The sequence below is a fragment of the Variovorax sp. EL159 genome, from assembly GCF_900100965.1.
Classification (GTDB): Bacteria; Pseudomonadota; Gammaproteobacteria; order Burkholderiales; family Burkholderiaceae_C; genus Variovorax.
The window spans coordinates 94,256-119,935 of sequence record NZ_FMUJ01000011.1 but is presented as its reverse complement, the minus strand read 5'-3'; the positions used below and the strand labels follow the sequence as shown (position 1 = coordinate 119,935).

The following is a 25,680-nucleotide window of genomic DNA, read 5'->3' as shown; positions in this document are numbered from 1 at the left end:
TTGCTTCGTCAGGGCGCGGCGTCCTGACGGGCGTCGCGTTCCAGGCTCTGCTGGTTCCAGAAATGCATCGACGCCGCGCGCTGCGCCGTCTGTTGCGTGGGGAAATGCACGAAATGGCTGTGGTCGGCGCTCGCGTAGATCGCGGGCGCGTCCAGCGACAGCGTGTCCACCACCTGGGCCTCGGTGATCAGGCCCCGGGCCCTGAATACATTCGCGAAGTAGGTCTGGTCACCGCCATTGACATGGACCGACGAACGATCGGGCGCGGCCTCGATCTGCTGGCAGACCTCTTCCACCAGCGCATGCCCCTCGGCTGTGTTGCGCACGCCGACAACGCTCGAATTCATGTTCCACGCGGTGTGGTCGTTGGCCACCAGTGCCTGGCGGCCCGCGACCAGCGGCTCCATCGGGCGGGACTGGTCGAACACCAGGATGTCGGCATCGACCCAGAGCAGGAACTCATGCGCCGCGAGGTGGCGGCGCATCAGGTGCGGCTTGGCCCATGAGCCGGTCAGCTCGCCGGCGAAATCGGGCACCTTGCGGTAGAGGTGATAACCGTAGCCGTGCCGCAGGCAATAGCGCACAAAGCTCTCTTCGTGGATGCGGCCGTAGCTTGCAATGTTCGCGGTGTAGATGCTGACGAAGGCGATGCGCGCATCGGGGTTCAGGTGCAGTTCGTCCTGCGGTGGAAGACCGGTTTCGGACAGCGCAAGAAAGGGCGGGCGCTCGCCGCGCGCCAGTGCCGCGGCTTCCTCGACCAGGTTCTGCACGCCTCGGAAGTCGTAATCGGCCGGAGGCATCCAGCGGCCTTCGACGCGCCGCCACGCGGGTGCATCGTTGGCCACCAGCGGCCGCACCGTATGGATCGACTCGTAGTAGCTGCCCCCGGGCCAGTTGGCCTGCACGTTCGGGTAGAGCCCGTTGGGCAGGGGAATGCTGCAGGGGCGAGGCGCGAAAAGAGGCGCGACCAGCGCGTTCTCGGGCTGCTCGCTGTCTTCCAGGATGTGCATCGTCCAATGGGAGAAGCGATCGACAAGCTGGCGCATCTGTTCGCGCATCGCTGGCGTGTTGCGCAACAGCAGCATGCTCGTGTTGCAGAGCGTGTCGTCGCCAGCCTGCGCGCAGGCCAGCACGTCCGTGCCGTCGAAGTTGGGCTCCAGCGGATGCGGCCAGTAGACGACCGCGAACTGGTCGAGCACCAGCAGCAGGCCGCCTTCTTCGGTCTGCGCGAGGTGTTGGTAGATCGCGTGATAGCGGTGAAAGACCGGCTGGCGCGGGCCCCACACGTGGGTGCTGTCGACCACGTGGTGTGCGTAGCCATGCTGGCGGGCATAGGCTGCGTGGTTCTCGACCAGACCCTTCACGGGCCTTGTGGCGAGCGTCGTCAGGACGGTGGGCATCTGTTTCTTCCCCCGGATGAAAAAAGGCCCTCGACGGGGCCCTTCTTCGATGCGGTCAGACGCCGGCGGCGTGTGCCTGCTGGTCGGCGTGATAGCTCGAACGCACCATCGCGCCCACGGCCGCGTGGCTGAAGCCCATCTTGTAGGCCTCTTCCTCGAACATCTTGAAGGTGTCGGGGTGCACGTAGCGGCGCACCGGCAGGTGCGAGCCCGACGGCGACAGGTACTGGCCGATGGTCAGCATGTCGATGTCGTGGGCGCGCATGTCGCGCATGACCTGCAGGATCTCTTCGTCGGTTTCGCCCAGGCCGACCATGATGCCGCTCTTGGTCGGCACGTTCGGGTGCAGCGCCTTGAACTTCTTGAGCAGGTTCAGGCTGAACTGGTAGTCGCTGCCGGGGCGCGCTTCTTTGTAAAGACGCGGCGCGGTTTCCAGGTTGTGGTTCATCACGTCCGGCGGCGCGGCCTTCAGGATTTCCAGCGCACGGTCGTCGCGGCCGCGGAAGTCGGGCACGAGGATCTCGATCTGCGTCATCGGCGACAGCTCGCGGATGTTGGCAATGCAATCGACGAAATGCTGGCTGCCGCCGTCGCGCAGGTCGTCGCGGTCGACGCTGGTGATCACCACGTACTTCAGGCGCAGCTTGGCGATGGTCTTGGCGAGGTTCAGCGGCTCGTCCTTGTCGAGCGGGTCGGGGCGGCCGTGGCCCACATCGCAGAACGGGCATCGGCGCGTGCACTTGTCGCCCATGATCATGAAGGTGGCCGTGCCGTTGCCGAAGCATTCGCCGATGTTCGGGCACGAGGCTTCTTCGCAGACGGTGTGCAGGTTGCTTTCGCGCAGGATCTGCTTGATCTCGTAGAAGCGCGTGGTGGGGCTGCCGGCCTTCACGCGGATCCAGTCGGGCTTCTTGAGTACTTCGCCGGTCTGGACCACCTTGACGGGGATGCGCGACAGCTTGGCCGCCGCTTTCTGCTTGGCCAGGGGGTTGTAGGTTTCGGCGCTCTGGGCGTCGCGGACGACTTCGGTGGTGCTCATTGGAGTGTCAGGGCGCCAGGTAGGTGGTGAGCTTCTGGCTCAGGACCCGGGCGGCTTCTTCCCATGTGGTTTGGATGCCGATTGTAGAAAGGTCGACCGTCTGCAGCCCCGCATAGCCGCAAGGGTTGATGCGCGAGAAGGGTTCGAGGTCCATGCCGACATTGAGCGCCACGCCGTGGTAGGTGGCATGGCGGCTCACCTTGATGCCCAGCGCGGCGATCTTGCCGAGGCCGCGAAACGGGTCGCCCGCGGGCAGCGGGCCGGTGAGGGCGGCGTGCGAGAACGGGTCGTCGAGCCGCACGTAGATGCCCGGCGCACTCGCCACGCGGTGGCCGGTCACGCCGAAATGGGCCAGTGTGCGCAGCACCGATTCTTCGATGCGGTAAACGTATTCCTTGACGTAGTAGCCCGCACGCCGCAGGTCGATCAGCGGGTAGGCCACCACTTGGCCGGGGCCGTGGAAGGTGACCTGGCCGCCGCGGTCGGTCTGCACCACGGGGATGTCGCCGGGGTTCAGGATGTGGTCCTGCTTGCCTGCGATGCCTTGCGTGAATACGGGGGCATGCTCGCAAATCCATAGCGCATCGGGGGTGTCGGGCGTGCGCTCCAGCGTGAATTGCTTCATCGCTGCGAAGGTCTCGGCGTAGTCGACGCGACCGCTCCAGCGGACCTCGATGTCGACGGCGGTGGTGCTGTTCATGGCGTGGCCTGCCGCGCGGGCAGTTGGCGTGTCTCGCCGATGGCGAGGGTGAAGAAGGCATCGTCCGCCACGCCTTGTGCCTTGCGTGCAATGGCGAGGTCTTTGGGTGGTTGGTCGAGCGCCTCGTCGGTCAGCGAGAAGGTGGCCCAGTGCACGCCGAGGCTGCGCTTGGCCCGCAGGTCGCGGTGGATGCGCACGCTTTCCTCGGGGTTGGCGTGCTGGTCCTTCATGAACCAGCGCGGCTCGTAGGCACCGACAGGCAGCAGCGCAAGGTCGAAGCCGCCGCCTTGCGCGGGCCCCTGGCGGGGCGCAAGGCGAGCCTGGATGTCGGCGAAGTCCTTGGAGTAGCCGGTGTCGCCGGAGAAGAAGACGTGCATCTTCGGCGACAGCAGCGCAAAGCCGCCCCACAGCGTCTTCATCCGATCGCCGAGGCCGCGTGCGCTCCAGTGCTGCGCCGGCGTGAGAAACACCTGCACCGCATCGGGCGTGTCGGTCGCGATGCCCGCGCCGTTGCGCTGGACGCGCACCTGCGCGGCTTGCGGCGAGGACGTGGCCGGCAGCGTGATGCTGTCCCACCAATCGAGCTCGACCGCGTTGGAAATGCCGCGCTCCGCGAGCCAGGGCGCGATGCCCAGCGGCACCACGAAGAGCGGCGGCCCGCCAGCCTGCGCGTTGAGCGCCTTCACGCTGCCTTCGTCGAGGTGGTCGTAGTGGTTGTGGCTGATCAGCACGACATCGATGCGGGGCAGGTCTTTCAAGGCCACCCCGGGCGGCTGGAAGCGCTTCGGGCCGGCGAAGGACACGGGAGAGGCGCGCTCGCCGAACACCGGGTCGGTCAGAACGTTGAGGCCGCCGGTTGCGGTCGGTACCTGGATCAGCACGGTGGCGTGGCCAATGAAGGTGGCGGCGGGGCGGGTCTGCGCGCCGGTGTTGGCCTGCAGGAAGGCGAGGTCGGGTGCCACCACCGGCGGCGGTGCGCTGGGTGCGGGCGGCAGGCCCTTGAACCACGACGGCAATTGCCAGCCCAGCAACACGTCGGTGAAGAAATTCTTCGGCTGGAATTCGATGTAGTTGTCCTGGAAGCCATCGGGCCGATGGTGCTTGCGGCTCGCGTCGTAGTAGGGGTTCGACGCGGTCGAGCAGGCGGCCACGAAGCTGCTGGCGCACAGCGCCGTCGCCACGCGTCGCCAGCGCAGGGTCAAAGCACGACCTTGACCGCGGGGTGAGACGACAGTGCGCGATACAGGTCGTCGAGTTGCTCGCGGCTGGTGGCCGTGACGGTGATGGTCACGCCGAGGTAGTTGCCCGCCTTGCTGTCGCGCAGCTCGACCGTGGTGGCGTCGAAGGTCGGGTCGAAGCGCTCGGCGATCTGCGTGATCGCGTGCACGAGGCCGTCGGTCTTGGCGCCCATGACCTTGATCGGGAACTGCGACGGGTACTCGATCAGCGACTCCTTGCGCGGGTCGGGAATCGAGGTGGTCTCGGTGGTGGTCGTGTTGTCGGTCATGCCGGGGCTCCTTGCTTCTGTGCGTTGCGCTGCTTGGCCTGTTGATAGGCCGCATACAAGCTGTCATAGATAGGGCCGGGATGGCCATTGCCAATAGCCTTGCCGTCGAGCGTCACGACGGGCAAGACCTCCTTGGTGGCCGAGGAGATCAGCAGCTCGTCGGCTGCGAACACTTCCTCGCGCGAGACGCGCCGCAACGTGAAGGGAATGCCGCGCTCCTGGCACAGGCGCTCGAGCAGGCCGTAGCGGATGCCGGTCAGCACGAGGTTGTCTTTCGGCGGGCCGATGAGGATGCCGTCCTTCACGATCCAGACATTGCTCGACGAGGCCTCGCTGAGCCATTCGTCGCGGAACATGATGGTCTCGGTCGCGCCGGCTTCGACGCTGATCTGCCGCGCGAGCACGGCGCCCAGCAGGCTGGTGCTCTTGATGTGGGCCTTCTGCCAGCGGAAGTCGGCGGCGGTGACGCAGGCCACGCCCTTGGTGCGCACCGCATCGGAGATGGGCGGCAGCGGGTTGACCATCACGAACACCGTCGGGCGCAGGCCGCGAACCATCGAGTGGTCGCGCGGTGCAACGCCTCGGGTAATCTGAAAGTACACGGACTGCGGTGCGTCGCCGCCCGGTGCGGTCAGGCGCATCGCGATCTCGCGCCATTGCTCGAGCGAGAGCGGGTTGGTGATCTGCAGCTCGGCCAGCGAGCGATCGAGGCGGGCCATGTGCTCCTCGAAACAGAAGGGCTGGCCGCCATAGACGGGGACCACTTCGTAGATGCCATCGCCGAAAATGAAGCCTCGGTCGAGCACGCTGATCTTCGCGTCGCGCAGGGCGGTGTATTCGCCATCGAGGTAACAAAGCGTGGCGGGCAGGGCGTCGGTGATAGGGTGCATGGCGGAATTATGGTTGTGCGCGTCGGGTCGGGCTCGCGTCAGGGAATGCGGCGACTGATTTGCATGCGCGCCACGTCAGGTGTCGGGATGGGTTGGGTTTTTACTTATAATCAATGGCTTTGTAGAAATTCTGGGTCGTCATCCGGGCTTCATTCGAAATGAAAACAATCGCCCGACAAGAAGACACGGGGGTCGCTGAAGACCTCGACGCAGAATTCAAGCCGTTGACCGCCGATGAGGCGCGTGAACTGCGAGCGAAGAATCCTTCGATCTCCCCGTGGCGGGTGGTCGCGGGTCAGTTGGTTGTCGGTCTGGTGGTGGCTTTGGCCATCTGGGGACTGACGGGGAGGCAAAATCTGGGTTGGTCCGCCGCTTACGGTGCGATCGCGGTGGTCATTCCATCGGCGGTATTCGCGCGCGGTCTGACCGGTCGGTTTTCTTCCCTGAATCCGGGCACTGCGGTGTTTGGCTTCTTCCTCTGGGAAATGGTCAAGATGGCCTTGTCCGTGGCGATGCTCATCGCTGCGCCAAGGCTGATAACGGCGCTGAGCTGGCCTGCAATGCTGGTCGGCTTGGTGGTGACAATGAAGGCGGCTTGGTTGGCGGTGATGCTCACGCCCAAGCGCCGGAAACATAGAGACGAGTAACGGAATGGCTGCTGAAAACGCTGCGGAACAAGGTCAGACCGCTGGTGAATACATCGTTCACCACTTGACGCATCTGCAAAGCTCCAAGCCTGCAGGTGTGGCCGATCTTTCGGTCTTCAACTTCGATTCGCTGTTTTTCTCCATCTCCCTGGGCATCCTGGGTTGCTGGCTCCTCTGGCTTGCTGCGCGCAAGGCCACGTCGGGCGTTCCGGGTCGCTTCCAGGCCGCCGTCGAGCTGCTGGTTGAAATGGTCGACCAGCAAGCCAAGGGCATCGTCCACAACGCCACGAGCCGCAAGTTCGTTGCTCCGTTGGCACTCACCATCTTCGTCTGGATCTTCCTGCTGAACGCAATGGACCTGTTCCCGGTCGATTTGTTCCCGGCGATCTGGGCCAAGATCTTCCACATCGCAGGCGAAGACCCGCACCACGCCTATCTGCGTGTCGTGCCTACCGCCGACCTCTCGGTGACGATGGGCATGTCGGTGGCCGTGCTGCTGATCTGCATCTACTACAACATCAAGATCAAGGGCGCTGGCGGCTGGATCCACGAGCTGTTCACCGCACCCTTCGGCAACCACTGGGCGCTGTACCCGTTCAACTTCGCCATGCAGATGATCGAATTCATCGCAAAGACCGTTTCGCACGGCATGCGGTTGTTCGGCAACATGTACGCCGGCGAACTGATCTTCCTGCTGATCGCCTTGATGGGCGGTGCCTGGTCCATGTCGGCCACCGGCATCGGCCTGGCCATCGGCCACATCATCGCGGGCACCGCCTGGGCCATCTTCCACATCCTGATCATCACGCTGCAAGCCTTCGTGTTCATGATGCTGACGCTGGTCTACATCGGCCAGGCCCACGATCACCACTGATCGCGCTGATCGATCGATCACCCATCCAGTTTCGTTTTTGTTTCTCGTTTTCTCTTCAACCAAAGTCCTCTAGGAGTCATCATGGAAGTTATTAGCTTTGTTGCACTGGCCGCCGGCCTGATCATCGGTCTGGGCGCTGTGGGCGCATGTATCGGCATCGGCATCATGGGCAGCAAGTACCTCGAGTCGGCCGCACGTCAGCCTGAACTCATGGGCGAACTCCAAACCAAGATGTTCCTGCTGGCTGGTCTGATCGACGCCGCTTTCATTATCGGCACCGGTATCGCACTGTGGTTCGCAACGGCCAACCCGTTCCTGGCTCAGATCGCCAACCTGCCGAAGTAAGTCTTTCTCGTCGGACCCGTGTCGTCGTTCCCTTCTGCGGAATGGCTTCGCATTCAATCCCAAAGAGAGGGTGAAAAGTGAGCATTACCGGTACCCTGATCGTTCAGATGATCGTGTTCCTGATCCTGGTCGGGTTCACGATGAAGTTCGTGTGGCCGCCGATCGCGAAGGCGCTGGACGACCGCGCTGCGAAGATCGCCGAAGGCCTCGCTGCCGCCGACAAGGCCAAGTCCGAGCTGTCCGCCGCCAACAAGCGTGTGGAAGCCGAACTCGGCCAGGCACGCAACGAGTCCGCACAACGTCTTGCCGACGCCGAACGTCGCGCCCAGGCCATCGTTGAAGAGGCCAAGGCCCGCGCGACCGAAGAAGGCAACAAGATCGTTGCAGCTGCCCGCGTCGAAGCCGACCAGCAGGCACTGAAGGCCCGTGAAGCCCTGCGCGAGCAGGTTGCCGCACTGGCCGTCAAGGGCGCAGAGCAGATTCTGCGCAAGGAAGTGAATGCAGGCGTCCACGCCGATTTGCTCGCCCGTCTGCAGACCGAACTCTGATCGAAGCCATGGCAGAACTCGCCACCATTGCACGCCCCTACGCCGAGGCGCTTTTCAAGGCTTCGTCGTCTGACGTTGCCGGTACCAGCGCCTGGCTCGAAAAGGTTGCCGCCATCGCGGCCAATCCAGAGCTCCAGCAGTTCGCCGACAACCCCAAGGCCACGGCCGAACAGGTTCTCGGCGTGGTCGCCGGTGCATTCGGTGCGCCGCTGGCTGCTCCCGCTCAGAACTTCCTGAGTGCGCTGCTCGAAAACGGGCGTTTTTCGGTGCTGCCGGAAATTGCGAAGCAGTTCCGGGCACTGGCCAACGCGAAGAGCGGCTCGTCCGACGCCGTGGTCTACAGCGCCTTCCCGATCGACGCCGCAGCCCTGGCCAATGTGGCCGCTGCGCTCGAAAAGCGTTTCGGTCGCAAGCTCCAGGTCACGGTCCAGCAAGAGCCGGAACTGATCGGTGGCATCCGCGTGGTGGTCGGCGACGAGGTGCTCGACACCTCCGTCAAAGCGCGCCTTGAACAAATGAAAGTTGCGCTGGCGGCCTGATCGGTTTCCAGCCCTCTACTTGTAGCCTCAAAGAAAGAAGGAAAGAGTCATGCAACTCAATCCCGCAGAAATTTCCGAACTGATCAAGAGCCGCATCGAGGGCCTTGGGGTCAGCGCCAACATCCGCAACGAGGGCACCGTGGTCTCGGTGACCGACGGCATCGTGCGCGTGCACGGCCTGTCCGACGCGATGCAGGGCGAAATGCTCGAGTTCCCGCCGAGCGCTGACGGCACGCCGTCGTTCGGCCTCGCGCTGAACCTCGAGCGCGACTCGGTCGGCGCCGTGATTCTGGGCGAGTACGAGCACATCTCCGAAGGCGACACCGTCAAGTGCACGGGCCGCATTCTGGAAGTGCCGGTCGGCCCCGAACTCATCGGCCGCGTGGTGAATGCGCTGGGCCAGCCGATCGACGGCAAGGGTCCGATCAACGCCAAGATGACCGACGTGATCGAAAAGGTCGCTCCGGGTGTGATCGCACGGAAGTCCGTCGACCAGCCGATGCAGACCGGCCTGAAGTCCGTCGACTCGATGGTGCCCGTCGGCCGTGGCCAGCGCGAGCTGATCATCGGTGACCGCCAGACCGGCAAGACGGCAGTGGCGATCGACGCGATCATCAACCAGAAGGGTCAGAACATGACCTGCGTCTACGTTGCGATCGGCCAGAAGGCTTCGTCGATCAAGAACGTGGTGCGCGCTCTCGAACAAGCCGGCGCGATGGACTACACCATCGTGGTGGCAGCATCGGCCTCCGAATCGGCGGCCATGCAATACGTGTCGGCCTACTCGGGCTGCACGATGGGCGAATACTTCCGCGACCGCGGCCAGGACGCGCTGATCGTCTATGACGACCTGTCCAAGCAAGCCGTGGCCTACCGCCAAGTCTCGCTGCTGCTGCGCCGTCCGCCAGGCCGCGAAGCCTACCCCGGTGACGTGTTCTATCTCCACAGCCGTCTGCTCGAGCGCGCAGCCCGCGTGAACGCCGACTACGTCGAAGCCTTCACCAAGGGTGAAGTCAAGGGCAAGACCGGTTCGCTGACCGCGCTGCCGATCATCGAAACGCAAGCCGGCGACGTGTCCGCCTTCGTTCCGACCAACGTGATCTCGATCACCGACGGCCAGATCTTCCTGGAAACCAACCTGTTCAACGCCGGTATCCGTCCCGCCATCAACGCCGGTATCTCGGTGTCGCGCGTGGGTTCGTCGGCTCAGACCAACCTGGTGAAGAACCAGTCCGGCGGTATCCGTACCGACCTGGCCCAGTACCGCGAACTCGCGGCCTTCGCCCAGTTCGCCTCGGACCTCGACGAAGCCACCCGCAAGCAGCTCGACCGCGGTGCCCGCGTGACCGAACTGCTCAAGCAGACCCAGTACAGCCCGCTGCCCATCTCGCTGATGAGCGCCACGCTGTTCGCGGTGAACAAGGGCTTCATGGACGACATCGACGTCAAGAAGGTTCTCTCGTTCGAGCACGGCTTCCACCAGTTCCTCAAGTCGAGCCACGCACCTCTGCTGGCCACGATGGAAAAGAACGGCGCCAAGTGGGACGTCAAGCCTGCCAAGGCCGACGACAGCGACGAGAAGAAGGCTTTCAAGAAGGTCTGCCAGGACGCGGAAGCCGAACTGCTGGCCGCCGCCACTTCGTTCAAGAAGTCGTTCGCCTGATCGACGCCTTGATCGACGCAAGAAGGAGCTCTCATGGCAGCTGGTAAGGAAATCCGCGGCAAGATCAAATCGGTGGAAAACACCAAGAAGATCACCAAGGCCATGGAAATGGTCTCGGTTTCCAAGATGCGCAAGGCGCAGGAACGCATGCGCGCCGCTCGCCCCTACAGCGAAAAGATCCGCAACATCGCGGCGAATCTCGGCAAGGCGAACCCGGAGTACACCCACGCGTTCATGAAGACGACCGATGCCAAGGGCGTCGGTTTCATCATCGTGACCAGCGACAAGGGCCTGTGCGGCGGCTTGAACACCAACCTGCTGCGTGCTGTCACCGGCAAGCTGCGCGAAGCGCAGGCAGCGGGCAACGTGGTCGAGTCGGTGGCCATCGGCAGCAAGGGCCTGGGTTTCCTGAACCGCATCGGCGCCCGCGTGGTGGCCCATGTGACGCACCTGGGCGACACGCCGCATCTCGACAAGCTCATCGGGCCCGTCAAGACGCTGCTCGACGCCTATGCCGAGGGCAAGCTGTCGGCGGTGTACCTGTGCTACACGAAGTTCATCAACACCATCAAGCAAGAGCCGATGGTGGAACAACTGTTGCCGCTGAAGGCCGAGACGCTGCAGGTCGAGTCGGGTCATCACTCGTGGGACTACATCTACGAGCCCGACGCGCAAAGCGTGATCGACGAACTGCTGGTGCGCTACGTGGAATCGCTGGTGTACCAGGCCGTGGCCGAGAACATGGCTTCCGAGCATTCCGCGCGCATGGTGGCCATGAAGGCTGCCACCGACAACGCGGGCAACGTGATCGACGAACTGAAGCTGGTCTACAACAAGACCCGCCAGGCCGGCATCACGAAGGAACTGTCCGAAATCGTGTCCGGCGCGGCTGCGGCTGCCGGCGTCTGATTGAGGCAATGCAACGGGCCACATTGCTGATCGGGCACGCTCTGCGTGCCTGGTAATCCAAGGCCTTCTTTTAGGGGACTCTGCGCAAATGAAGAAAATTCTTGCTCTGGTGGCCATTGCCGCCGCTCTGACTGCCTGCTCCAAAAAGGAAGACGCGCCAGCGCCTGCTCCAGCTCCCGCCGCAGCACCTGCGCCGGCTCCTGCACCCGCTGCACCGGAACCCGCAGCGGCAGCACCCGCAGCAGCAGCCCCGACGGCATCGGCCGCCGACCTGCCGCAAGAGTGCAACGACTACCTGGCGAAGGTCACGGCCTGCGTGGCTGCGCAAAGCGGTGCAGCCGCCGACGCGATGAAGTCGAGCCTCGATCAGACCAAGGCCAGCTGGGCGGCAATGGGCACCAACAAGGATGCCCTGGGCCAAGCCTGCAAGGCCGCCTCGGACGCCTTCGCCGCGCAAGCCACGGCAATGAAGTGCTGATCTGAACCATTCCAAGGGTGCCGGCCTGTCCGGCATTCTTGCAAAAGCGGCCCGTACTGGCACCAGGACGCTTCTGCAAGAACCTGTCGCAATTATTTAGAGATCCATCCAGAAGGAAACGTCATGGCTGAAGGAAAAATTGTCCAATGTATCGGCGCCGTGGTCGACGTGGAGTTCCCGCGTGACCAGATGCCGAAGGTTTACGACGCACTGAAGTTCGAAGGCAGCGCGCTGACCCTCGAAGTCCAGCAGCAGCTCGGCGACGGCGTGGTGCGCACGATTGCACTCGGTTCGTCCGACGGCCTGCGCCGCGGCATCATCGTCAAGAACACCGGCGCCCCCATCACCGTGCCGGTCGGCAAGGCCACGCTGGGCCGCATCATGGACGTGCTGGGTTCGCCCATCGACGAACGCGGCCCTGTCGGCCAGGAAGTCACCGCTTCGATCCACCGTAAGGCTCCCGCCTACGACGAACTGTCGCCCTCGCAAGACCTGCTCGAAACCGGCATCAAGGTGATCGACCTGGTGTGCCCGTTCGCCAAGGGCGGCAAGGTGGTCCTGTTCGGTGGCGCCGGTGTGGGCAAGACCGTGAACATGATGGAACTCATCAACAACATCGCCAAGGCTCACTCGGGTCTGTCGGTGTTCGCCGGTGTGGGTGAACGTACCCGCGAAGGCAACGACTTCTATCACGAGATGGCCGACTCCGGCGTCGTGAACCTCGAGAAGCTCGAGGACTCGAAGGTCGCCATGGTCTACGGCCAGATGAACGAACCCCCGGGCAACCGTCTGCGCGTGGCGCTGACCGGCCTGACCATTGCCGAGTCGTTCCGCGACGAAGGCCGTGATGTTCTGTTCTTCGTGGACAACATCTACCGCTACACGCTGGCCGGTACCGAAGTGTCGGCTCTGCTGGGCCGCATGCCTTCCGCCGTGGGCTACCAGCCGACGCTGGCCGAAGAAATGGGCCGTCTGCAAGAGCGGATCACGTCGACCAAGGTCGGCTCGATCACCTCGATCCAGGCCGTGTACGTCCCTGCCGACGACTTGACCGACCCATCGCCCGCAACCACCTTCGCCCACTTGGACTCGACCGTGGTGCTGTCGCGTGACATCGCTTCGCTCGGTATCTACCCCGCCGTGGACCCGCTGGACTCGACCTCGCGCCAGCTCGACCCGAACGTGGTCGGCGAAGAGCACTACAACGTGGCCCGCGCCGTGCAAGGCACGTTGCAGCGCTACAAGGAACTGCGCGACATCATCGCGATTCTGGGCATGGACGAACTGGCTCCCGACGACAAGCTCGCTGTGGCCCGCGCCCGCAAGATCCAGCGTTTCCTGTCGCAGCCGTTCCACGTGGCTGAAGTGTTCACGGGCTCGCCTGGCAAGTACGTGCCGCTGGCCGAAACCATCCGTGGTTTCAAGATGATCGTGAACGGCGAAGCCGACCACCTGCCGGAACAAGCGTTCTACATGGTGGGCACCATCGACGAAGCGTTCGAAAAAGCCAAGAAGGTCGCTTAAGGCGGCATGGGAACTCAGATGGCAAACACCATTCACGTCGACGTGGTCAGCGCGGAAGAGTCGATCTTCTCGGGCGAGGCCAAGTTCGTCGCGCTGCCCGGTGAAGCCGGTGAGCTCGGCATCTATCCGCGCCACACCCCGCTGATCACGCGCATCCGCCCGGGTGCCGTGCGCATCGAAACGGCCGACGGCGGCGAAGAATTCGTCTTCGTGGCCGGTGGCATTCTCGAGGTGCAGCCCAACGCCGTCACCGTGCTGTCCGACACCGCGATCCGCGGCAAGGACCTCGACGACGAAAAGGCCAACCAGGCCAAGGCTGCCGCCGAGGAAGCGCTGAAGAACGCGAAGAGCGATATCGACATCGCGATGGCGCAATCGGAACTGGCCGTGATGGCCGCCCAGATCGCGGCACTGCGCAAGTACCGCCAGAAGAAGTAAGAGAAGAGCCCATCAGGCTCTCGCTCTCCAAAAAGCCGCCTCCGGGCGGCTTTTTTGCGTCTGGCTTCAGGCCACACCGAATACGCCATCTTCGATCTGAATTTGGTCGAAGTTCAGCCTTGTCCGGCTGAAGCCCTGCCCCTAGTATTCGCCTTCGCCCAAGGCCACAGGCTGCGGCGGCAAAAGAAGGCAAGAACACCGGAGACAAACGCGTGGCACCCTGGAGCGGCATCACGACCGACGAAATGCGGTTGCTGGAAACGACCTTCTGGTCGGCCGGCGGTTCGCGCCATGCGATGGCCGAACAGCTCGGCTTTTCCAAGAGCAAGGCCAACGGGCTGATCGCCGGGCTTGTCGAACAGGGCTTGCTGGCTGAAGCGGGCCTGCAACGTTCTTCCGGCGGACGCCGCCCCGAAAACCTGCAGCTCCATGCCGGCCTTGGCGTGCTCGTCGGCATCGACATCGGTGCCACCAGCCTCGACGTGGCCGTGCTGCGCCCCGACCTCACCGTGCTCGCGCAACACGACGAACCCGCCGACGTGCGCGAAGGCCCGACCGTCGTGCTGGCGCGCGTGCGCGTCCTCATGCGCGAACTGCTGGCCCGCTGCGGCTGCAGTGCCAAGAACGTTCTGGGCATCGGCATCGGCGTGCCCGGCCCGGTCAACTTCGAGATCGGCCAGCTTGTGAACCCGCCGCTGATGCCGGCCTGGGATGGCTTCTCGATCCGAGACTACCTGCGCGAAGACTACGCGGCGCCGGTCTTCGTCGACAACGACGTGAACCTCATGGCGCTGGGCGAGCTCTGGCGCCTCAAGCGCTCGCTCAACAACTTCCTCGTCATCAAGATCGGCACCGGCATCGGCTGCGGCATCGTCTGCCACGGCGAGGTGTACCGCGGTGCCGCCGGGTCGGCCGGCGACGTCGGCCACATCTGCGTCGACCAGGAAGGCCCGCGCTGCCATTGCGGCAACCTCGGCTGCGTCGAAGCGATGGCCGCCGGCCCCGCGATCACGCGCATGGCCGTGCAGGCGGCCGAGGCCGGCGAAAGCGCGACGCTGGCCGAATGCCTGCGCGTGCACGGGCGCATCGACGCGATCGACGTGGGCCAGGCCAGCCGCGGCGGCGACACGGCCGCCAACGGCATCATCCAGCACGCGGGCAGCCTCATCGGCCAGATGCTCGCGTCGGTGGTGAACTTCTTCAATCCGTCGCATGTGTTCATCGGCGGCGGCATCACGCGCATCGGGCCGCTGTTTCTCGCGGCGGTGCGCCAGAGCGTGTACCAGCGCTCGCTCGCGCTGTCGACGCGGCACCTCGAGATCCAGTACACGCCGCTGGGCATGCAGGGCGGCCTTGTCGGCGCCGGCGTGCTCGCGATGCACGAAACCCTCAAGGTGCGCGGAGTGGCGCCATGAGCGCGGATAGCAACCACACCAAGGGCAGCGTCGCTGTCGAATTCGACGCGGTGGTGAAGGCCTTCGGCCCGGTGCAGGTGCTGCACGGCGTGAGCTTCGCGCTCGCGCCCGGCCGCGTGTACGGCCTGCTCGGTGAAAACGGCGCTGGCAAGTCCACGCTGATGAAGATCCTCGCGGGCTACGAGCAACTGACCGGCGGCACGCTGCGCATCAACGGCCAGCCCCAGCGGTTCACGAGTTCGCGCGATGCAGAAGCGCTGGGCATCGTGCTGATCCACCAGGAGTTCAACCTCGCCGAAGACCTGAGCGTGGCGCAGAACATCTTCCTGGGCCACGAAAAGAAGAAGGGCTGGCTGCTCGACGATGCCTCGATGGAGCGCGACGCCGCAACAGCCCTCGCCGCCGTCGGCCTGCAGGTCGACCCGCGCACCAAGGTGCGCAAGCTCATCGTGGCCGAGAAGCAGCTCGTCGAGATCGCGAAGGCCATCGCCCGCCGCGCGCGCCTGCTCATCATGGACGAGCCCACCGCGACGCTCACGCCCGGCGAGACCGAACGCCTGTTCAAGCTCATCGCCCAGCTGCGCGCTGATGGCGTGACCATCGTCTACATCTCGCACAAGCTCGACGAAGTGGAGCAGGTGACCGACGAAGTGATCGTGATGCGCGACGGCCGCTTCGTCGCGCGCGCACCCACGCCCGATGTCACGCGCCAGCAGATGGCGAACCTCATGGTGGGCCGCGAGCTGGCCGACCTGTACCCGCCGCGTGACGTGGTGATCGCGGCCGATGCACCCGCGATGCGCGTGCGCAATTTCAACGTGCCCGGCTGGGCGCAGGACGCGAGCTTCGAGGTGCGCCCCGGCGAGATCCTCGGCTTCGCGGGCCTCGTCGGGGCAGGCCGCACCGAACTCTTCGAAGGCCTGCTCGGCCTGCGTCCCGCGAGCGGCAGCGTCGAAATGCTCGGCCAGCCCGTGCCGAACGGCAAAGGCTGGCGCAACCCGCGCGATGCAGCGAAACATGGCCTTACCTACCTCAGCGAAGACCGCAAGGGCAAGGGCCTGCACGTCAACTTCGGCTTGCGCCAGAACCTCACGCTGATGGCGCTCGAACGCTACGCGCAGCCTTGGCTGAAGCCCGAGGCCGAACGCGGCGCGCTGGCCGAGGCGGTGAAGGACTACGGCATCCGCACCGGCTCGCTCGACGTCAAGGCTTCGTCGCTCTCGGGTGGCAACCAGCAGAAGCTCGCGCTGGCCAAGGTGCTGCAGCCACGGCCGAAGGTGGTGGTGCTCGACGAGCCCACGCGCGGTGTCGACGTGGGCGCCAAGCGCGACATCTATTTCCTGATCCAGCGACTCGCCCGCGAAGGGCTCGCGGTGATCGTCGTCTCGTCCGAGCTGATGGAGCTGATCGGCCTGTGCCACCGCGTCGCGGTGATGCGCGCCGGCAAGCTCGTCGCCACGCTCGATGCGGACCATCTCACAGAAGAGGAGCTCATCGCTCATGCCACCGGAACAGCAGACACCCACGCCGCCGCCTGAAGCCGCGCAACAGCAGCAGCACCGCAGCGAGGCGGGGCCGCGCTGGACCGAGCGCCTGCATGGCCTCGGCCCGGTCATCGGCCTCGTGCTGCTGTGCATCGCGGGCACGCTGCTCAACAGCGACTTCGCCACGCTCGACAACGCGATGAACGTGCTCACGCGCACCGCCTTCATCGGCATCATCGCGGTGGGCATGTGCTTTGTGATCATCTCTGGCGGCATCGACCTGTCGGTGGGCTCGATGGCCGCGCTCATCGCAGGCAGCGTCATCATGTTCATCAACTGGGCCGGCCCCGCTTCGGGCTCGCCGCTGCTGGCGGTGGTGATGGGCGCGGTGCTGGCCATCGTGCTCGGCGCGGTGTTCGGGCTGGCGCATGGCCTGCTCATTACCAAGGGCCGCATCGAGCCCTTCATCGTGACGCTGGGCACGCTCGGCATCTTTCGCGCGTACCTCACGTACTTTGCCGACGGCGGCGCGCTCACGCTCGACAACGACCTGTCGGACCTCTATGCACCGGTGTACTACGCAAGCCTTGCGGGCATTCCCGTGCCGGTGTGGGTGTTCGTGATCGTCGCGATCATCGGCGGCGTCATCTTGAACCGCACGGCCTACGGGCGCTATGTGCAGGCCATCGGCTCGAACGAGCAGGTGGCGCGCTATGCGGCGGTGGACGTCGACCGCGTGAAGATCATGACCTACGTGCTGCTCGGCGTGTGCGTGGGCATCGCGACGCTGCTGTACGTGCCGCGCCTGGGCTCCGCATCGCCGACCACCGGCCTGCTGTGGGAGCTGGAAGCCATCGCGGCGGTGATCGTCGGCGGCACCGCACTCAAGGGCGGCGCGGGCAGCATCACCGGCACGGTGGTGGGCGCGATCCTGCTTTCGGTCATCAGCAACATCCTGAACCTCACCAGCATCATCAGCGTGTACCTGAACGCCGCGGTGCAAGGCTTCGTGATCATCATCGTCGCGTTCCTCCAGCGTGGACGCCGATAGAGTTTTTCCCGCTCGTACGTTCGTTCGTTCCATCAACCACAAGGAGACATCCAGCATGACAAGCTTCACACGTCGTATCGCACTCACGGCCGTTGCCGCCGCAGCGTTCGCCAGCCTGCCGGCGCTTGCCGCGGACAAGGTCAACCTCGGCGTTTCGATTCCCGCGGCCACGCACAGCTTCATGGGCGGCATCAACTACTGGGCCAACCAGGCGAAGAAAGACCTGGAGAAGGAACACAAGGACCTGAAGATCACGATCAAGACGGCAGCCAACGCGCCCGAGCAGGCCAACCAGTTGCAAGACCTCTCGACGGTCACCAAGATCAATGCGCTGGTCGTGTTCCCGTTTGAATCTGCCGCGCTGACCAAGCCGGTCGCACAGGTCAAGGCCAAGGGTGCGTACGTCACCGTGGTCGACCGCGGCCTGACCGACACCAGCGCGCAAGACGCCTACGTGGCCGGCGACAACACCGCCTTCGGCAAGATCCCCGCCGAATACATCGTGAAGACGCTGGGCGGCAAGGGCAACGTGGTGGCGCTGCGCGGCATTGCCACCACGCTGGACAACGAGCGCATGGACGCCTTCAACGCGGTGCTCAAGGGCAGCCCCGACATCAAGCTGCTCGATGCCAAGTACGCCAACTGGAACCGCGACGACGCCTTCAAGGTCACGCAGGACTACCTCACGCGCTTCAAGCAGATCGATGCCATCTGGGCCGCCGACGACGACATGGCCGTGGGCGTGCTCAAGGCCATCGCGCAGGCCAAGCGCGACGACATCAAGATCGTGTTCGGCGGTGCGGGCGCGAAGGACATGGTCAAGACCATCATGGACGGCAAGGACCCGCGCATCGGTGCCGACGTGAGCTACTCGCCCAAGTTCATCTACGACGCGATCAAGCTCACGGCCGAAGCGCGCCTGAAGGGCGAGAAGCTGCCGGCGACGACGATCATTCCCTCGGTGCTCATCACCAAGGAAAACGCGAAAGACTTCTACCACCCCAACTCGCCGTTCTGAGGGCGTGTTGCTCCCTCTCCCCCTGGGGAGAGGGAGCAGTTACCAGGAACACCCGAGTAGATTGAAATGCCTGTGCACCACGCGTTGATTCCCTGCCTGCGCTACAAAAATGCGCCGGCCGCCATCGAATTCCTCTGCAAGGCCTTCGGCTTCGAGCGCAAGGCCGTGTATGCCGACGAGAGCGATCCCTCGGTCATTCACCACGCGGAACTGGTGATGAACGGCCAGATGGTCATGCTCGGTTCCGACCGCCCTGGCCCCGTGACGGACAAGTACCGCTGGAAGACGGCCGCCGATGCGGGCTGCATCACCATGTGCGTCTGCGCCGTCATCGACGACCCCGACGCGCACTGCGCGCGGGCCCGTGCGGCAGGCGCGGAAATACTCACCGACCCCAAGGACAACGACGGCTACCCGGGCCGTGGCTACGATGCCCGCGACCCCGAGGGCAACGTCTGGAGCTTCGGCAGCTACGACCCGTTCGCAGCGGCCGCACATTGATGACCGACACACCTCTTCGCAAGCTGCGCTACGCCATGGTCGGCGGTGGCCGCGATGCCTTTATCGGCGCCGTGCACCGCAAGGCCATGGCACTCGACGGCCAAATCGAACTCGTGGCCGGCGCGCTGTCGTCGAGCCCCGAGAAGGCGCGCGCCTCGGGCCGCGACCTGGGTCTTGCCGACGACCGCAACCACGCGGACTGGCCCTCGCTGCTGGCCGACGAACTCAAGCGCCCCGCCGGCGAACGCATCGACTTCGTCTCGATCGTCACGCCCAACCATGTGCACTTTCCGGTGGCGCAGGCCTTTGCCGAAGCGGGCTTCCACGTGGTGTGCGACAAGCCGCTGGTGCACACGCACGAGCAGGCCGATGCGCTGGTCGCCACCGTGGCGAAGCAGGGCACGGTGTTCGGCGTCACCTACAACTACACCGGCTACCCGATGGTGCGGCAGGCGCGCGAGATGGTGCGCTCGGGCCAGATCGGCGAGGTCCGCAAGGTCGTCGTCGAATACAACCAGGGGTGGCTCGCCAGCCATGTCGAAGGTGGCACCAACAAGCAGGCCGACTGGCGCACCGACCCCGCGCGCAGCGGCGCGGCCGGCGCCATCGGCGACATCGGCTCGCATGCCGAGAACCTCGTGGCCAGCGTCACCGGCCTGCAGATCGAAAGCCTGTGCGCCGACCTCAGCTCGCTCGTGCCCGGCCGCATGCTCGACGACGACGGCAGCCTGCTGCTGCGCTTCAAGGGCGGCGCACGCGGCGTGCTGGTCGCCTCGCAGATCAGCACGGGCCTGGAGAACGACCTGCGCCTGCGCATCTCGGGCACGCTGGGCACGCTCGAATGGCACCAGGAGCAGCCGAGCCAGCTGGTGCACCTGCCGCACGACGGGCCCAAGCGCATCCTGACGCGCGGCGCGCCCTGGCTGTGCGAAGCCGCGCAACGCGCCAGCCGCCTGCCTGCCGGCCATCCCGAGGGTTTCATCGAGGCTTTTGCGAATGTCTATGCGGGCGTGGCGGCCGACATCCGCGCGCGGCTGGCGGGCCATGCGGCCGATCCGTTGGCGGCCGACTATCCGCGCGTGGAAGACGGCGCGCGCGGCGTGCGCTTCATCGAGCGCACGGTGGCCTCGTCGAAAAGCGAATTAAAGTGGACGCCCTGGTAGCGCGCCGGCCTCGCACCCGCGAGGCTGCTTCGCATGACTGCAGGCATCCATGACCCTTCCTTCTTCCAGCGGGCCTTTTTCTTCTCCTTCCTCGGCGCGGTGGCTGCGGGCCCTGTGGCTGCGCTGCATCACGCTGTTTCCGCTGAAGCTGGCCGGCTACACCGTCTCCACGCTCGGTTTCTTTCCGCTGTACTTCTGGATCATGAAGAGCGCGGGCCAGGCCTGGGTGTTGCCGCTCACGGGCTTCGACCGGCTGATCGCGTTCTGGCCGGCGGCATTGCCGGTCTACCTCTCGCTCTGGGGCTACATCGCGTTGCCCGTGCTGCTGGCAAAGAACATGCGCGAGCTGCTGGGCTTTTCGTTCGGCTGCGCGGCGATGACGGTCTTTGCGCTGGCCGTGTTCTGGTTCATGCCCACGGCGATCCCGAACTTCGTCATCGACACCACGCCGGGCAGCTCGCTGCACTTCCTCAAGACCGTCGACGCGGCCGGCAATGCCTTTCCGTCGCTGCACGTGTCGTTCGCGGTGTTCACCTGCATCGCGCTGGCGCGGCAGCTGCGCGACGTCGGCGCGCCGGCATGGCTGCACCTGTTCAATGCTGCGTGGGCCGTGGGCATCGTGTATTCGACGATGGCCGTTCGCCAGCATGTGCTGATCGACGTGCTCGGTGGACTGGCGCTGGGTGTGGCACTCGGTATTACATCGCGGCAGGGCGCGGCCACGCGCTCGCATGCGGGCCAGGCGGCGTAGGCCGATCGCGATATTCCGCCGCTGCGGCAAGCCCTGTACAAAGCCGGCTTCGCAGCCATCCCGATGGGGAGAGTCCACCATGAAGATTCGTTTGCCTGCCCTCGCGTTGTGCGCCGCCATCGGTGGTGCCCTTGCAGGCCCCGCGTTCGCGCTCGACATGCCCGCCCGCAAGCCCGGCCTGTGGGAGATCCATTCGGGCGATGCCAGCGGCAAGACCCCTGCCGCCACCATGCAGCAGTGCATCGATGCGGCCAGCGACAAGGCCATGCAGGAGCGCGGCCAGGGCATGGCGCAAGCGCTCGGCAAGGACGCCTGCTCGCAAGACGTGCGCGCCCAGAGCGGCAACCAGATCACCATCGATTCGGTCTGCAAGATCGGCACCACCACCGCCACCACGCACACCGTGATCAGCGGCGACTTCAATTCCGCCTACCGCATGGACCGCAAGGCCAGCTACAACCCGCCGCTGATGGGCCGCTCGGAAAGCAACACCACCATGGAAGCGAAATGGATCGGCCCCTGCAAGGCCGACCAGCGGCCCGGCGACATGGTGATGCCCAACGGCACCAAGATGAACATGCTCGACGCCATGGCGGCCCGCAAGAAGTAAGCAAGCCCGCGCAGGCCGTTGCGGTTAGGCACAGGTAGGCGCCGGCCCACAGCGCTTTGCGGCCGGCGTTCGGCGGCGAGAAAGGACGGCACCGCCTACGATGGCGTGCCATGTCCGCCAAGGAAGACCTCGTCATTGCACGGCCCGAGGGCCTGTATTGCCCGCCCGGCGATTTCTATATCGACCCGTGGCGGCCGGTGGCGCGCGCCGTCATTACGCATGCGCATTCGGACCATGCCCGCATCGGCCACGCACACTACCTGGCCCATACCGACAGCGCCGGCACCTTGCGCACGCGGCTCGGTGCCGACATCAACCTGCAGACACTGCCTTACGGCGAAGCCATCGAGCACCACGGCGTGCGCGTGTCGCTGCATCCGGCGGGCCATGTGCTGGGCTCGGCGCAGGTGCGGCTCGAACACGGCGGCCGTGTATGGGTGGCCTCGGGCGACTACAAGACCGAACCCGACGGCACCTGCACGCCCTTCGAGCCCGTGCCTTGCGACACCTTCATCACCGAGTCGACCTTCGGTCTGCCGATCTACCGCTGGCCCACGCAGGCCGTGCTGTTCGCCGAGATCGATGGCTGGTGGCGCGCGAACGCGGAGGCGGGCCGTGCGTCGGTGCTGTTCTGCTATGCCTTCGGCAAGGCGCAGCGCATCCTGCATGGCGTGGACGCCAGCATCGGGCCCATCGTCGTGCATGGCGCCGTGGAGCCGCTCAATGCGGTCTACCGCGCGGCCGGCGTGGCATTGCCCGAGACCTTGCGGGTGACCGATCCGGGTGTCGATGCGGCGCTGCTCAAGCGCGCGCTGGTGCTCGCACCGCCTTCTGCGCAGGGCACGCCGTGGATGAAGCGCTTCGGCAACTACGCCGATGCCTTCGCAAGCGGCTGGATGCAACTGCGCGGTACGCGCCGCCGACGCGGCGTGGACCGCGGCTTCGTGATGTCCGACCATGCCGACTGGCCCGGCCTCCAGCAAGCCATTGCGGGCACCGGTGCGGAGCGCGTGTTCGTCACGCATGGCAGCGTGCAGGTGATGGTGCGATGGCTCACTGAGAACGGGCTCGATGCGCGGGGCTTCAAGACCGAGTACGGCGATGAAGACGATCAGGAAACTCCCGCCCCCGGAGGGTTGGGGAGGGGGCCAGCGGCCCTCGATGGAGATGCCGAGAGCCCCCATCCCAGCCTTCCCCCGGAGGGGGACGGAGCGAACACGTGAAGGACTTCGCCGCGCTTTATCGCGATCTCGACGCGAGCACGTCGAGCCTTGCCAAGCAGGCGGCGCTGCAGCGCTACCTGCGCGAAGCCACGCCGGCCGATGCCGCGTGGGCCGTCTATTTCCTGGCCGGTGGCAAGCCGCGCCAGCTCGTGCCCACCAAGCTGCTGCGCCTGCTCGCGCAAGAAGCGGCGGGCCTGCCCGAGTGGCTGTTCGACGAAAGCTACGACGCTGTGGGCGACCTTGCCGAGACCATCGCATTGCTGTTGCCCCCGCCGAGTGAAACGCACGATCTCGGGCTTGCCGGTTGGGTCGAGCAGCATCTGCTGCCCCTGCGCGATGCCGCGAAGACATCGCCCGACCTGCTCGCCGAACGGCTGCGCGTGCAATGGCAACAGCTCGCAGCCGAAGAGCGGCTGGTGTACTTCAAGCTCATCACCGGCGCGTTCCGTGTGGGCGTGTCGAAGCTGCAGGTGACGCAGGCGCTCGCGGCCGTCGGCGGCGTCGACGCCAAGCGTGTCGCGCAACGGCTCATGGGCTACACGCACATCGGTGCGCGGCCGCGGCCCGATGACTACAGCGCGCTCATCGCGCCGGAGTCGGGCGCCGAGCAGGTGCAGAAGACCAGCGGGCAGCCCTATCCGTTCTTTCTCGCGCACCCCTTCAACATTCCGCTCGAACAGTTCGATGCGGTGCTGGGGCCGCCGGCCGACTGGATCGTCGAGTGGAAATGGGACGGCATTCGCGCGCAACTGGTCAAGCGCGCGGGTGTCGTGTGGGTGTGGTCGCGTGGCGAAGAACTGGTGACCGAGCGCTTCCCCGAACTCGCCGTGCTCGGCGAGGCGCTGCCCGATGGCACGGTGCTCGACGGCGAGATCGTCGTGTGGCGCAGCGACGAGAACTCGCCGGAGAATGCAAGCGAAGGCAAGGTGCAGCCCTTCGCCGAGCTGCAGAAGCGCATCGGCCGCAAGACGCTCGGTGCCAAATTGCTGCGCGACATTCCGGTGGTGCTGCTGGCCTACGACATCCTCGAATGGGAAGGGCGCGACTTGCGCATGCAACCGCAGTCGCAGCGGCGCGTGCTGCTCGATGAACTGGTCGCGCGCATGCGGCACCCTTCGCTGTTGCCGAGCCCGATGCTCACCGGTGTCGACTGGGCCGACCTCGCACGCCAGCGCGAAGCCGCGCGCACCATGGGCGTCGAAGGGATGATGCTCAAGCGCCGCGACGCGCAGTACGGCGTGGGCCGCACCAAGGACGTGGGCGTGTGGTGGAAGTGGAAGATCGATCCGCTGAGCATCGACGCGGTGCTGATCTACGCCCAGCGCGGCCATGGCCGCAGGGCGAGCCTTTTCAGCGACTACACCTTCGCCGTGTGGGACGGCCCGCCCGGACAGGAAGACCGCAAGCTCGTGCCCTTCGCCAAGGCCTACTCGGGCCTGACCGATTCCGAGATGGCACGCGTGGACGCAATCATCCGCAAGACCACCATCGAGAGCTTCGGGCCGGTGAAAAGCGTGAAACCGACGCTGGTGTTCGAGCTGGGTTTCGAAGGCATCGCGCGCAGCACGCGGCACAAGAGCGGCATCGCGGTGCGCTTTCCGCGCATGCTGCGGTGGCGGGAGGACAAGCCGGTGGATGAGGCGGATACCTTGGAGACATTGGTCGCGCTATTGCCTGCAGAGCCTTTCACTGACCGGACGCAGTTGAGTTAATTTATAACTGCTTTGAAAAGAATTTGATTTTTATAACCAAAGGATGAGCGCCCTATTCTTTTGCTCCAGTGCCTAAAATTCGATCAATCGCATCCACGATGTTGATGACGGTGGACTGTATGCTTTCTATTTCAAGCATAAATAAATCCAACTTTGAGACCATGGAACGCTTTGCTAGATTTATATCTTTGCTAATGCGCGGGAGGGCGTCTGCGGATTCTCTCATGCCTCGCATACCTGATTTTGCAAAATTTGAAGTCTCAACTAAAGATTGCAATGTTTGCCTTAACGCCGAAAGATCATTGACGTCGGACTCGGATTTTTCGAAGTCAGCCCTTAAGGCAAGTGCGTTGGTTAATGCGTCAAACGCAATTTTGCGCGACGCTGAAATTACACTAATTCGACTGTTGAGTGTGTCGGCATAACTACTCATGTCATCTGCCGATCGCTTAATAAAGCGCCGAGCAGATCCGGCATTTACGATCTGCGTTTTTAATTCGTCAGTCCGTTGGCTTAGTTGTTCTCCTACACGCTCTGTTGCTTCATTTATCGTGTCGAGCGCTTGGGTCATTTCCGATAGTTTGCTATCGTAAATCTCCAAATAGTCAATGTATCCAAAGTCATCTTCTGGAAGAAGGCTCGAAATGGGCAATGATGAATCGATTGAAAGTGAATTGCTTAATTGCGTTTGCGTCGAAAATTTCTGAGCAATCGCTGAAAGATGGCCTCTCAAGGAAGATTCGAAACCAGCCTCATCCTCGAATTCGAAGTACAGACCACCTTTATCAGAGAGCGATTTCTTGAACTGCTGAACTCGCAGAAGTTGTTGCGTGTCAATTTTCGAAGGTGCTATTGGCGCATCTTTGAAATAGAGCATGATTTCTGGTGATTTTGTTTGCTTCCATCGCGCGTATGCTTGATCGAACTCTTCGATGGTCCCGGAGTCTGCCCGCGGGGTTGGCGTACCTAAGCGTCCCCAGAAAATTCCAATGAAGACATCATAAGCACCAATTTGTTCATTTATGGCGGCTTGTGGGTCGCTTGAAAACGAGGGGTGAACATTGGTTTCCCATTTGACGAGTTCAAATGTGATTCCGAGACTTTGACTCCAAATTAAATTTAATTGAGTAATAACGGATTCAAGAATATCTCGCTCATTAGCCACGTCGCCCGGTGAAGCTACAAATATTTGAATGGCAGTGGTTTGACGTGGCATTTGCTTTCCTTGAGTGTGGTGATTTAACTCTTTGG

Annotated in this window: 27 protein-coding genes; 20 read left to right on the top strand and 7 right to left on the bottom strand. The window is 64.2% G+C overall.

Annotated elements, in window-relative coordinates; translation table 11 throughout:
- Positions 1-8 precede the first annotated feature (8 nt).
- From BLQ28_RS31450 to BLQ28_RS31425, 6 genes are read right to left on the bottom strand one after another with little or no spacing between them, the layout of a single operon-like run.
- The gene (locus BLQ28_RS31450; RefSeq protein ID WP_093247262.1) at positions 9-1,400 is read right to left on the bottom strand and encodes a glycosyltransferase family protein; all 1,392 of its coding nucleotides are present in this window, start codon (positions 1,398-1,400) and stop codon (positions 9-11) included.
- A gap of 55 nt (positions 1,401-1,455) precedes the next feature.
- Positions 1,456-2,439, bottom strand: coding sequence for a lipoyl synthase (gene lipA, locus BLQ28_RS31445; RefSeq protein WP_093247261.1), 984 nt, complete (start codon positions 2,437-2,439; stop codon positions 1,456-1,458).
- A gap of 7 nt (positions 2,440-2,446) precedes the next feature.
- Positions 2,447-3,139 carry a lipoyl(octanoyl) transferase LipB gene (lipB, locus tag BLQ28_RS31440; RefSeq protein ID WP_093247260.1) on the bottom strand — a complete coding sequence of 231 codons (693 nt, stop codon included), beginning with the start codon at positions 3,137-3,139 and terminating at the stop codon, positions 2,447-2,449.
- Positions 3,136-4,341, bottom strand: coding sequence for an MBL fold metallo-hydrolase (locus BLQ28_RS31435; RefSeq protein ID WP_256327529.1), 1,206 nt, complete (start codon positions 4,339-4,341; stop codon positions 3,136-3,138). Before BLQ28_RS31435 ends, lipB begins: the two co-directional genes overlap by 4 nt.
- Positions 4,338-4,646: a YbeD family protein gene (locus BLQ28_RS31430; protein ID WP_093247259.1), complete on the bottom strand. Its 309-nt coding sequence runs from the start codon at positions 4,644-4,646 to the stop codon at positions 4,338-4,340. Before BLQ28_RS31430 ends, BLQ28_RS31435 begins: the two co-directional genes overlap by 4 nt.
- Entirely contained in the window at positions 4,643-5,536 is an 894-nt protein-coding gene (locus tag BLQ28_RS31425; protein ID WP_093247258.1) for a D-amino acid aminotransferase, read from the bottom strand. The genes BLQ28_RS31430 and BLQ28_RS31425 overlap by 4 nt, the downstream gene beginning before the upstream one ends.
- Positions 5,537-5,694: 158 nt before the next feature.
- On the opposite strand from BLQ28_RS31425, the gene BLQ28_RS31420 reads away from it, so the two are divergent.
- The 20 genes from BLQ28_RS31420 to BLQ28_RS31325 all read left to right on the top strand — a co-directional run bounded on the left by BLQ28_RS31420 (position 5,695) and on the right by BLQ28_RS31325 (position 24,429).
- Positions 5,695-6,183 (top strand): ATP synthase subunit I, encoded by a 489-nt coding sequence (locus tag BLQ28_RS31420; protein ID WP_093247257.1) that lies wholly within the window; start codon positions 5,695-5,697, stop codon positions 6,181-6,183.
- Positions 6,184-6,187: 4 nt separating this feature from the next.
- Positions 6,188-7,057: a F0F1 ATP synthase subunit A gene (gene atpB / locus BLQ28_RS31415; protein ID WP_093247256.1), complete on the top strand. Its 870-nt coding sequence runs from the start codon at positions 6,188-6,190 to the stop codon at positions 7,055-7,057.
- Positions 7,058-7,138: 81 nt separating this feature from the next.
- On the top strand, positions 7,139-7,402 hold the full coding sequence (gene atpE, locus BLQ28_RS31410; protein ID WP_007830191.1) for a F0F1 ATP synthase subunit C: 264 nt from the start codon (positions 7,139-7,141) through the stop codon (positions 7,400-7,402).
- A gap of 77 nt (positions 7,403-7,479) precedes the next feature.
- Positions 7,480-7,950 carry a F0F1 ATP synthase subunit B gene (locus BLQ28_RS31405; RefSeq protein WP_007830193.1) on the top strand — a complete coding sequence of 157 codons (471 nt, stop codon included), beginning with the start codon at positions 7,480-7,482 and terminating at the stop codon, positions 7,948-7,950.
- Between the two features lie 8 nt (positions 7,951-7,958).
- Positions 7,959-8,489, top strand: a complete 531-nt coding sequence (locus BLQ28_RS31400) for a F0F1 ATP synthase subunit delta (RefSeq protein ID WP_093247255.1) — start codon at positions 7,959-7,961, stop codon at positions 8,487-8,489.
- 49 nt (positions 8,490-8,538) lie between these two features.
- Positions 8,539-10,152, top strand: coding sequence for a F0F1 ATP synthase subunit alpha (atpA, locus tag BLQ28_RS31395; protein WP_093247254.1), 1,614 nt, complete (start codon positions 8,539-8,541; stop codon positions 10,150-10,152).
- 33 nt (positions 10,153-10,185) lie between these two features.
- The gene (gene atpG, locus BLQ28_RS31390) at positions 10,186-11,061 is read left to right on the top strand and encodes a F0F1 ATP synthase subunit gamma (protein WP_093247253.1); all 876 of its coding nucleotides are present in this window, start codon (positions 10,186-10,188) and stop codon (positions 11,059-11,061) included.
- Positions 11,062-11,149: 88 nt separating this feature from the next.
- A complete protein-coding gene (locus BLQ28_RS33135; protein ID WP_093247252.1) occupies positions 11,150-11,539 on the top strand; it encodes a hypothetical protein in 390 nt (129 codons plus the stop codon).
- Between the two features lie 123 nt (positions 11,540-11,662).
- Positions 11,663-13,063 (top strand): F0F1 ATP synthase subunit beta, encoded by a 1,401-nt coding sequence (gene atpD, locus BLQ28_RS31380; protein WP_093247251.1) that lies wholly within the window; start codon positions 11,663-11,665, stop codon positions 13,061-13,063.
- 18 nt (positions 13,064-13,081) lie between these two features.
- Positions 13,082-13,501, top strand: coding sequence for a F0F1 ATP synthase subunit epsilon (locus tag BLQ28_RS31375; protein WP_093247250.1), 420 nt, complete (start codon positions 13,082-13,084; stop codon positions 13,499-13,501).
- A 245-nt stretch (positions 13,502-13,746) separates the two neighbouring features.
- On the top strand, positions 13,747-14,916 hold the full coding sequence (locus BLQ28_RS31370) for an ROK family protein (RefSeq protein WP_093247306.1): 1,170 nt from the start codon (positions 13,747-13,749) through the stop codon (positions 14,914-14,916).
- Complete coding sequence (locus BLQ28_RS31365; protein WP_093247249.1) at positions 14,913-16,454, top strand: sugar ABC transporter ATP-binding protein; 1,542 nt, start codon at positions 14,913-14,915, stop codon at positions 16,452-16,454. The genes BLQ28_RS31370 and BLQ28_RS31365 overlap by 4 nt, the downstream gene beginning before the upstream one ends.
- Positions 16,417-17,451, top strand: coding sequence for an ABC transporter permease (locus BLQ28_RS31360; RefSeq protein ID WP_093247248.1), 1,035 nt, complete (start codon positions 16,417-16,419; stop codon positions 17,449-17,451). Before BLQ28_RS31365 ends, BLQ28_RS31360 begins: the two co-directional genes overlap by 38 nt.
- 55 nt (positions 17,452-17,506) lie before the next feature.
- On the top strand, positions 17,507-18,469 hold the full coding sequence (locus tag BLQ28_RS31355) for a substrate-binding domain-containing protein (RefSeq protein WP_093247247.1): 963 nt from the start codon (positions 17,507-17,509) through the stop codon (positions 18,467-18,469).
- 66 nt (positions 18,470-18,535) lie between these two features.
- Positions 18,536-18,970: a VOC family protein gene (locus BLQ28_RS31350; RefSeq protein WP_093247246.1), complete on the top strand. Its 435-nt coding sequence runs from the start codon at positions 18,536-18,538 to the stop codon at positions 18,968-18,970.
- Positions 18,970-20,133, top strand: a complete 1,164-nt coding sequence (locus BLQ28_RS31345; protein WP_093247245.1) for a Gfo/Idh/MocA family protein — start codon at positions 18,970-18,972, stop codon at positions 20,131-20,133. The genes BLQ28_RS31350 and BLQ28_RS31345 overlap by 1 nt, the downstream gene beginning before the upstream one ends.
- Before the next feature lie 49 nt (positions 20,134-20,182).
- Complete coding sequence (locus BLQ28_RS31340; protein ID WP_093247244.1) at positions 20,183-20,884, top strand: phosphatase PAP2 family protein; 702 nt, start codon at positions 20,183-20,185, stop codon at positions 20,882-20,884.
- A 79-nt stretch (positions 20,885-20,963) separates the two neighbouring features.
- Entirely contained in the window at positions 20,964-21,494 is a 531-nt protein-coding gene (locus tag BLQ28_RS31335) for a DUF3617 domain-containing protein (RefSeq protein WP_093247243.1), read from the top strand.
- Between the two features lie 110 nt (positions 21,495-21,604).
- Positions 21,605-22,717, top strand: a complete 1,113-nt coding sequence (locus BLQ28_RS31330) for a ligase-associated DNA damage response exonuclease (RefSeq protein WP_093247242.1) — start codon at positions 21,605-21,607, stop codon at positions 22,715-22,717.
- Entirely contained in the window at positions 22,714-24,429 is a 1,716-nt protein-coding gene (locus tag BLQ28_RS31325; RefSeq protein WP_093247241.1) for an ATP-dependent DNA ligase, read from the top strand. The genes BLQ28_RS31330 and BLQ28_RS31325 overlap by 4 nt, the downstream gene beginning before the upstream one ends.
- A gap of 52 nt (positions 24,430-24,481) precedes the next feature.
- On the opposite strand, the gene BLQ28_RS32860 is transcribed toward BLQ28_RS31325, so the two are convergent.
- Positions 24,482-25,645 (bottom strand): DUF4062 domain-containing protein, encoded by a 1,164-nt coding sequence (locus tag BLQ28_RS32860; protein ID WP_143012608.1) that lies wholly within the window; start codon positions 25,643-25,645, stop codon positions 24,482-24,484.
- Between the last annotated feature and the right edge of the window lie 35 nt (positions 25,646-25,680).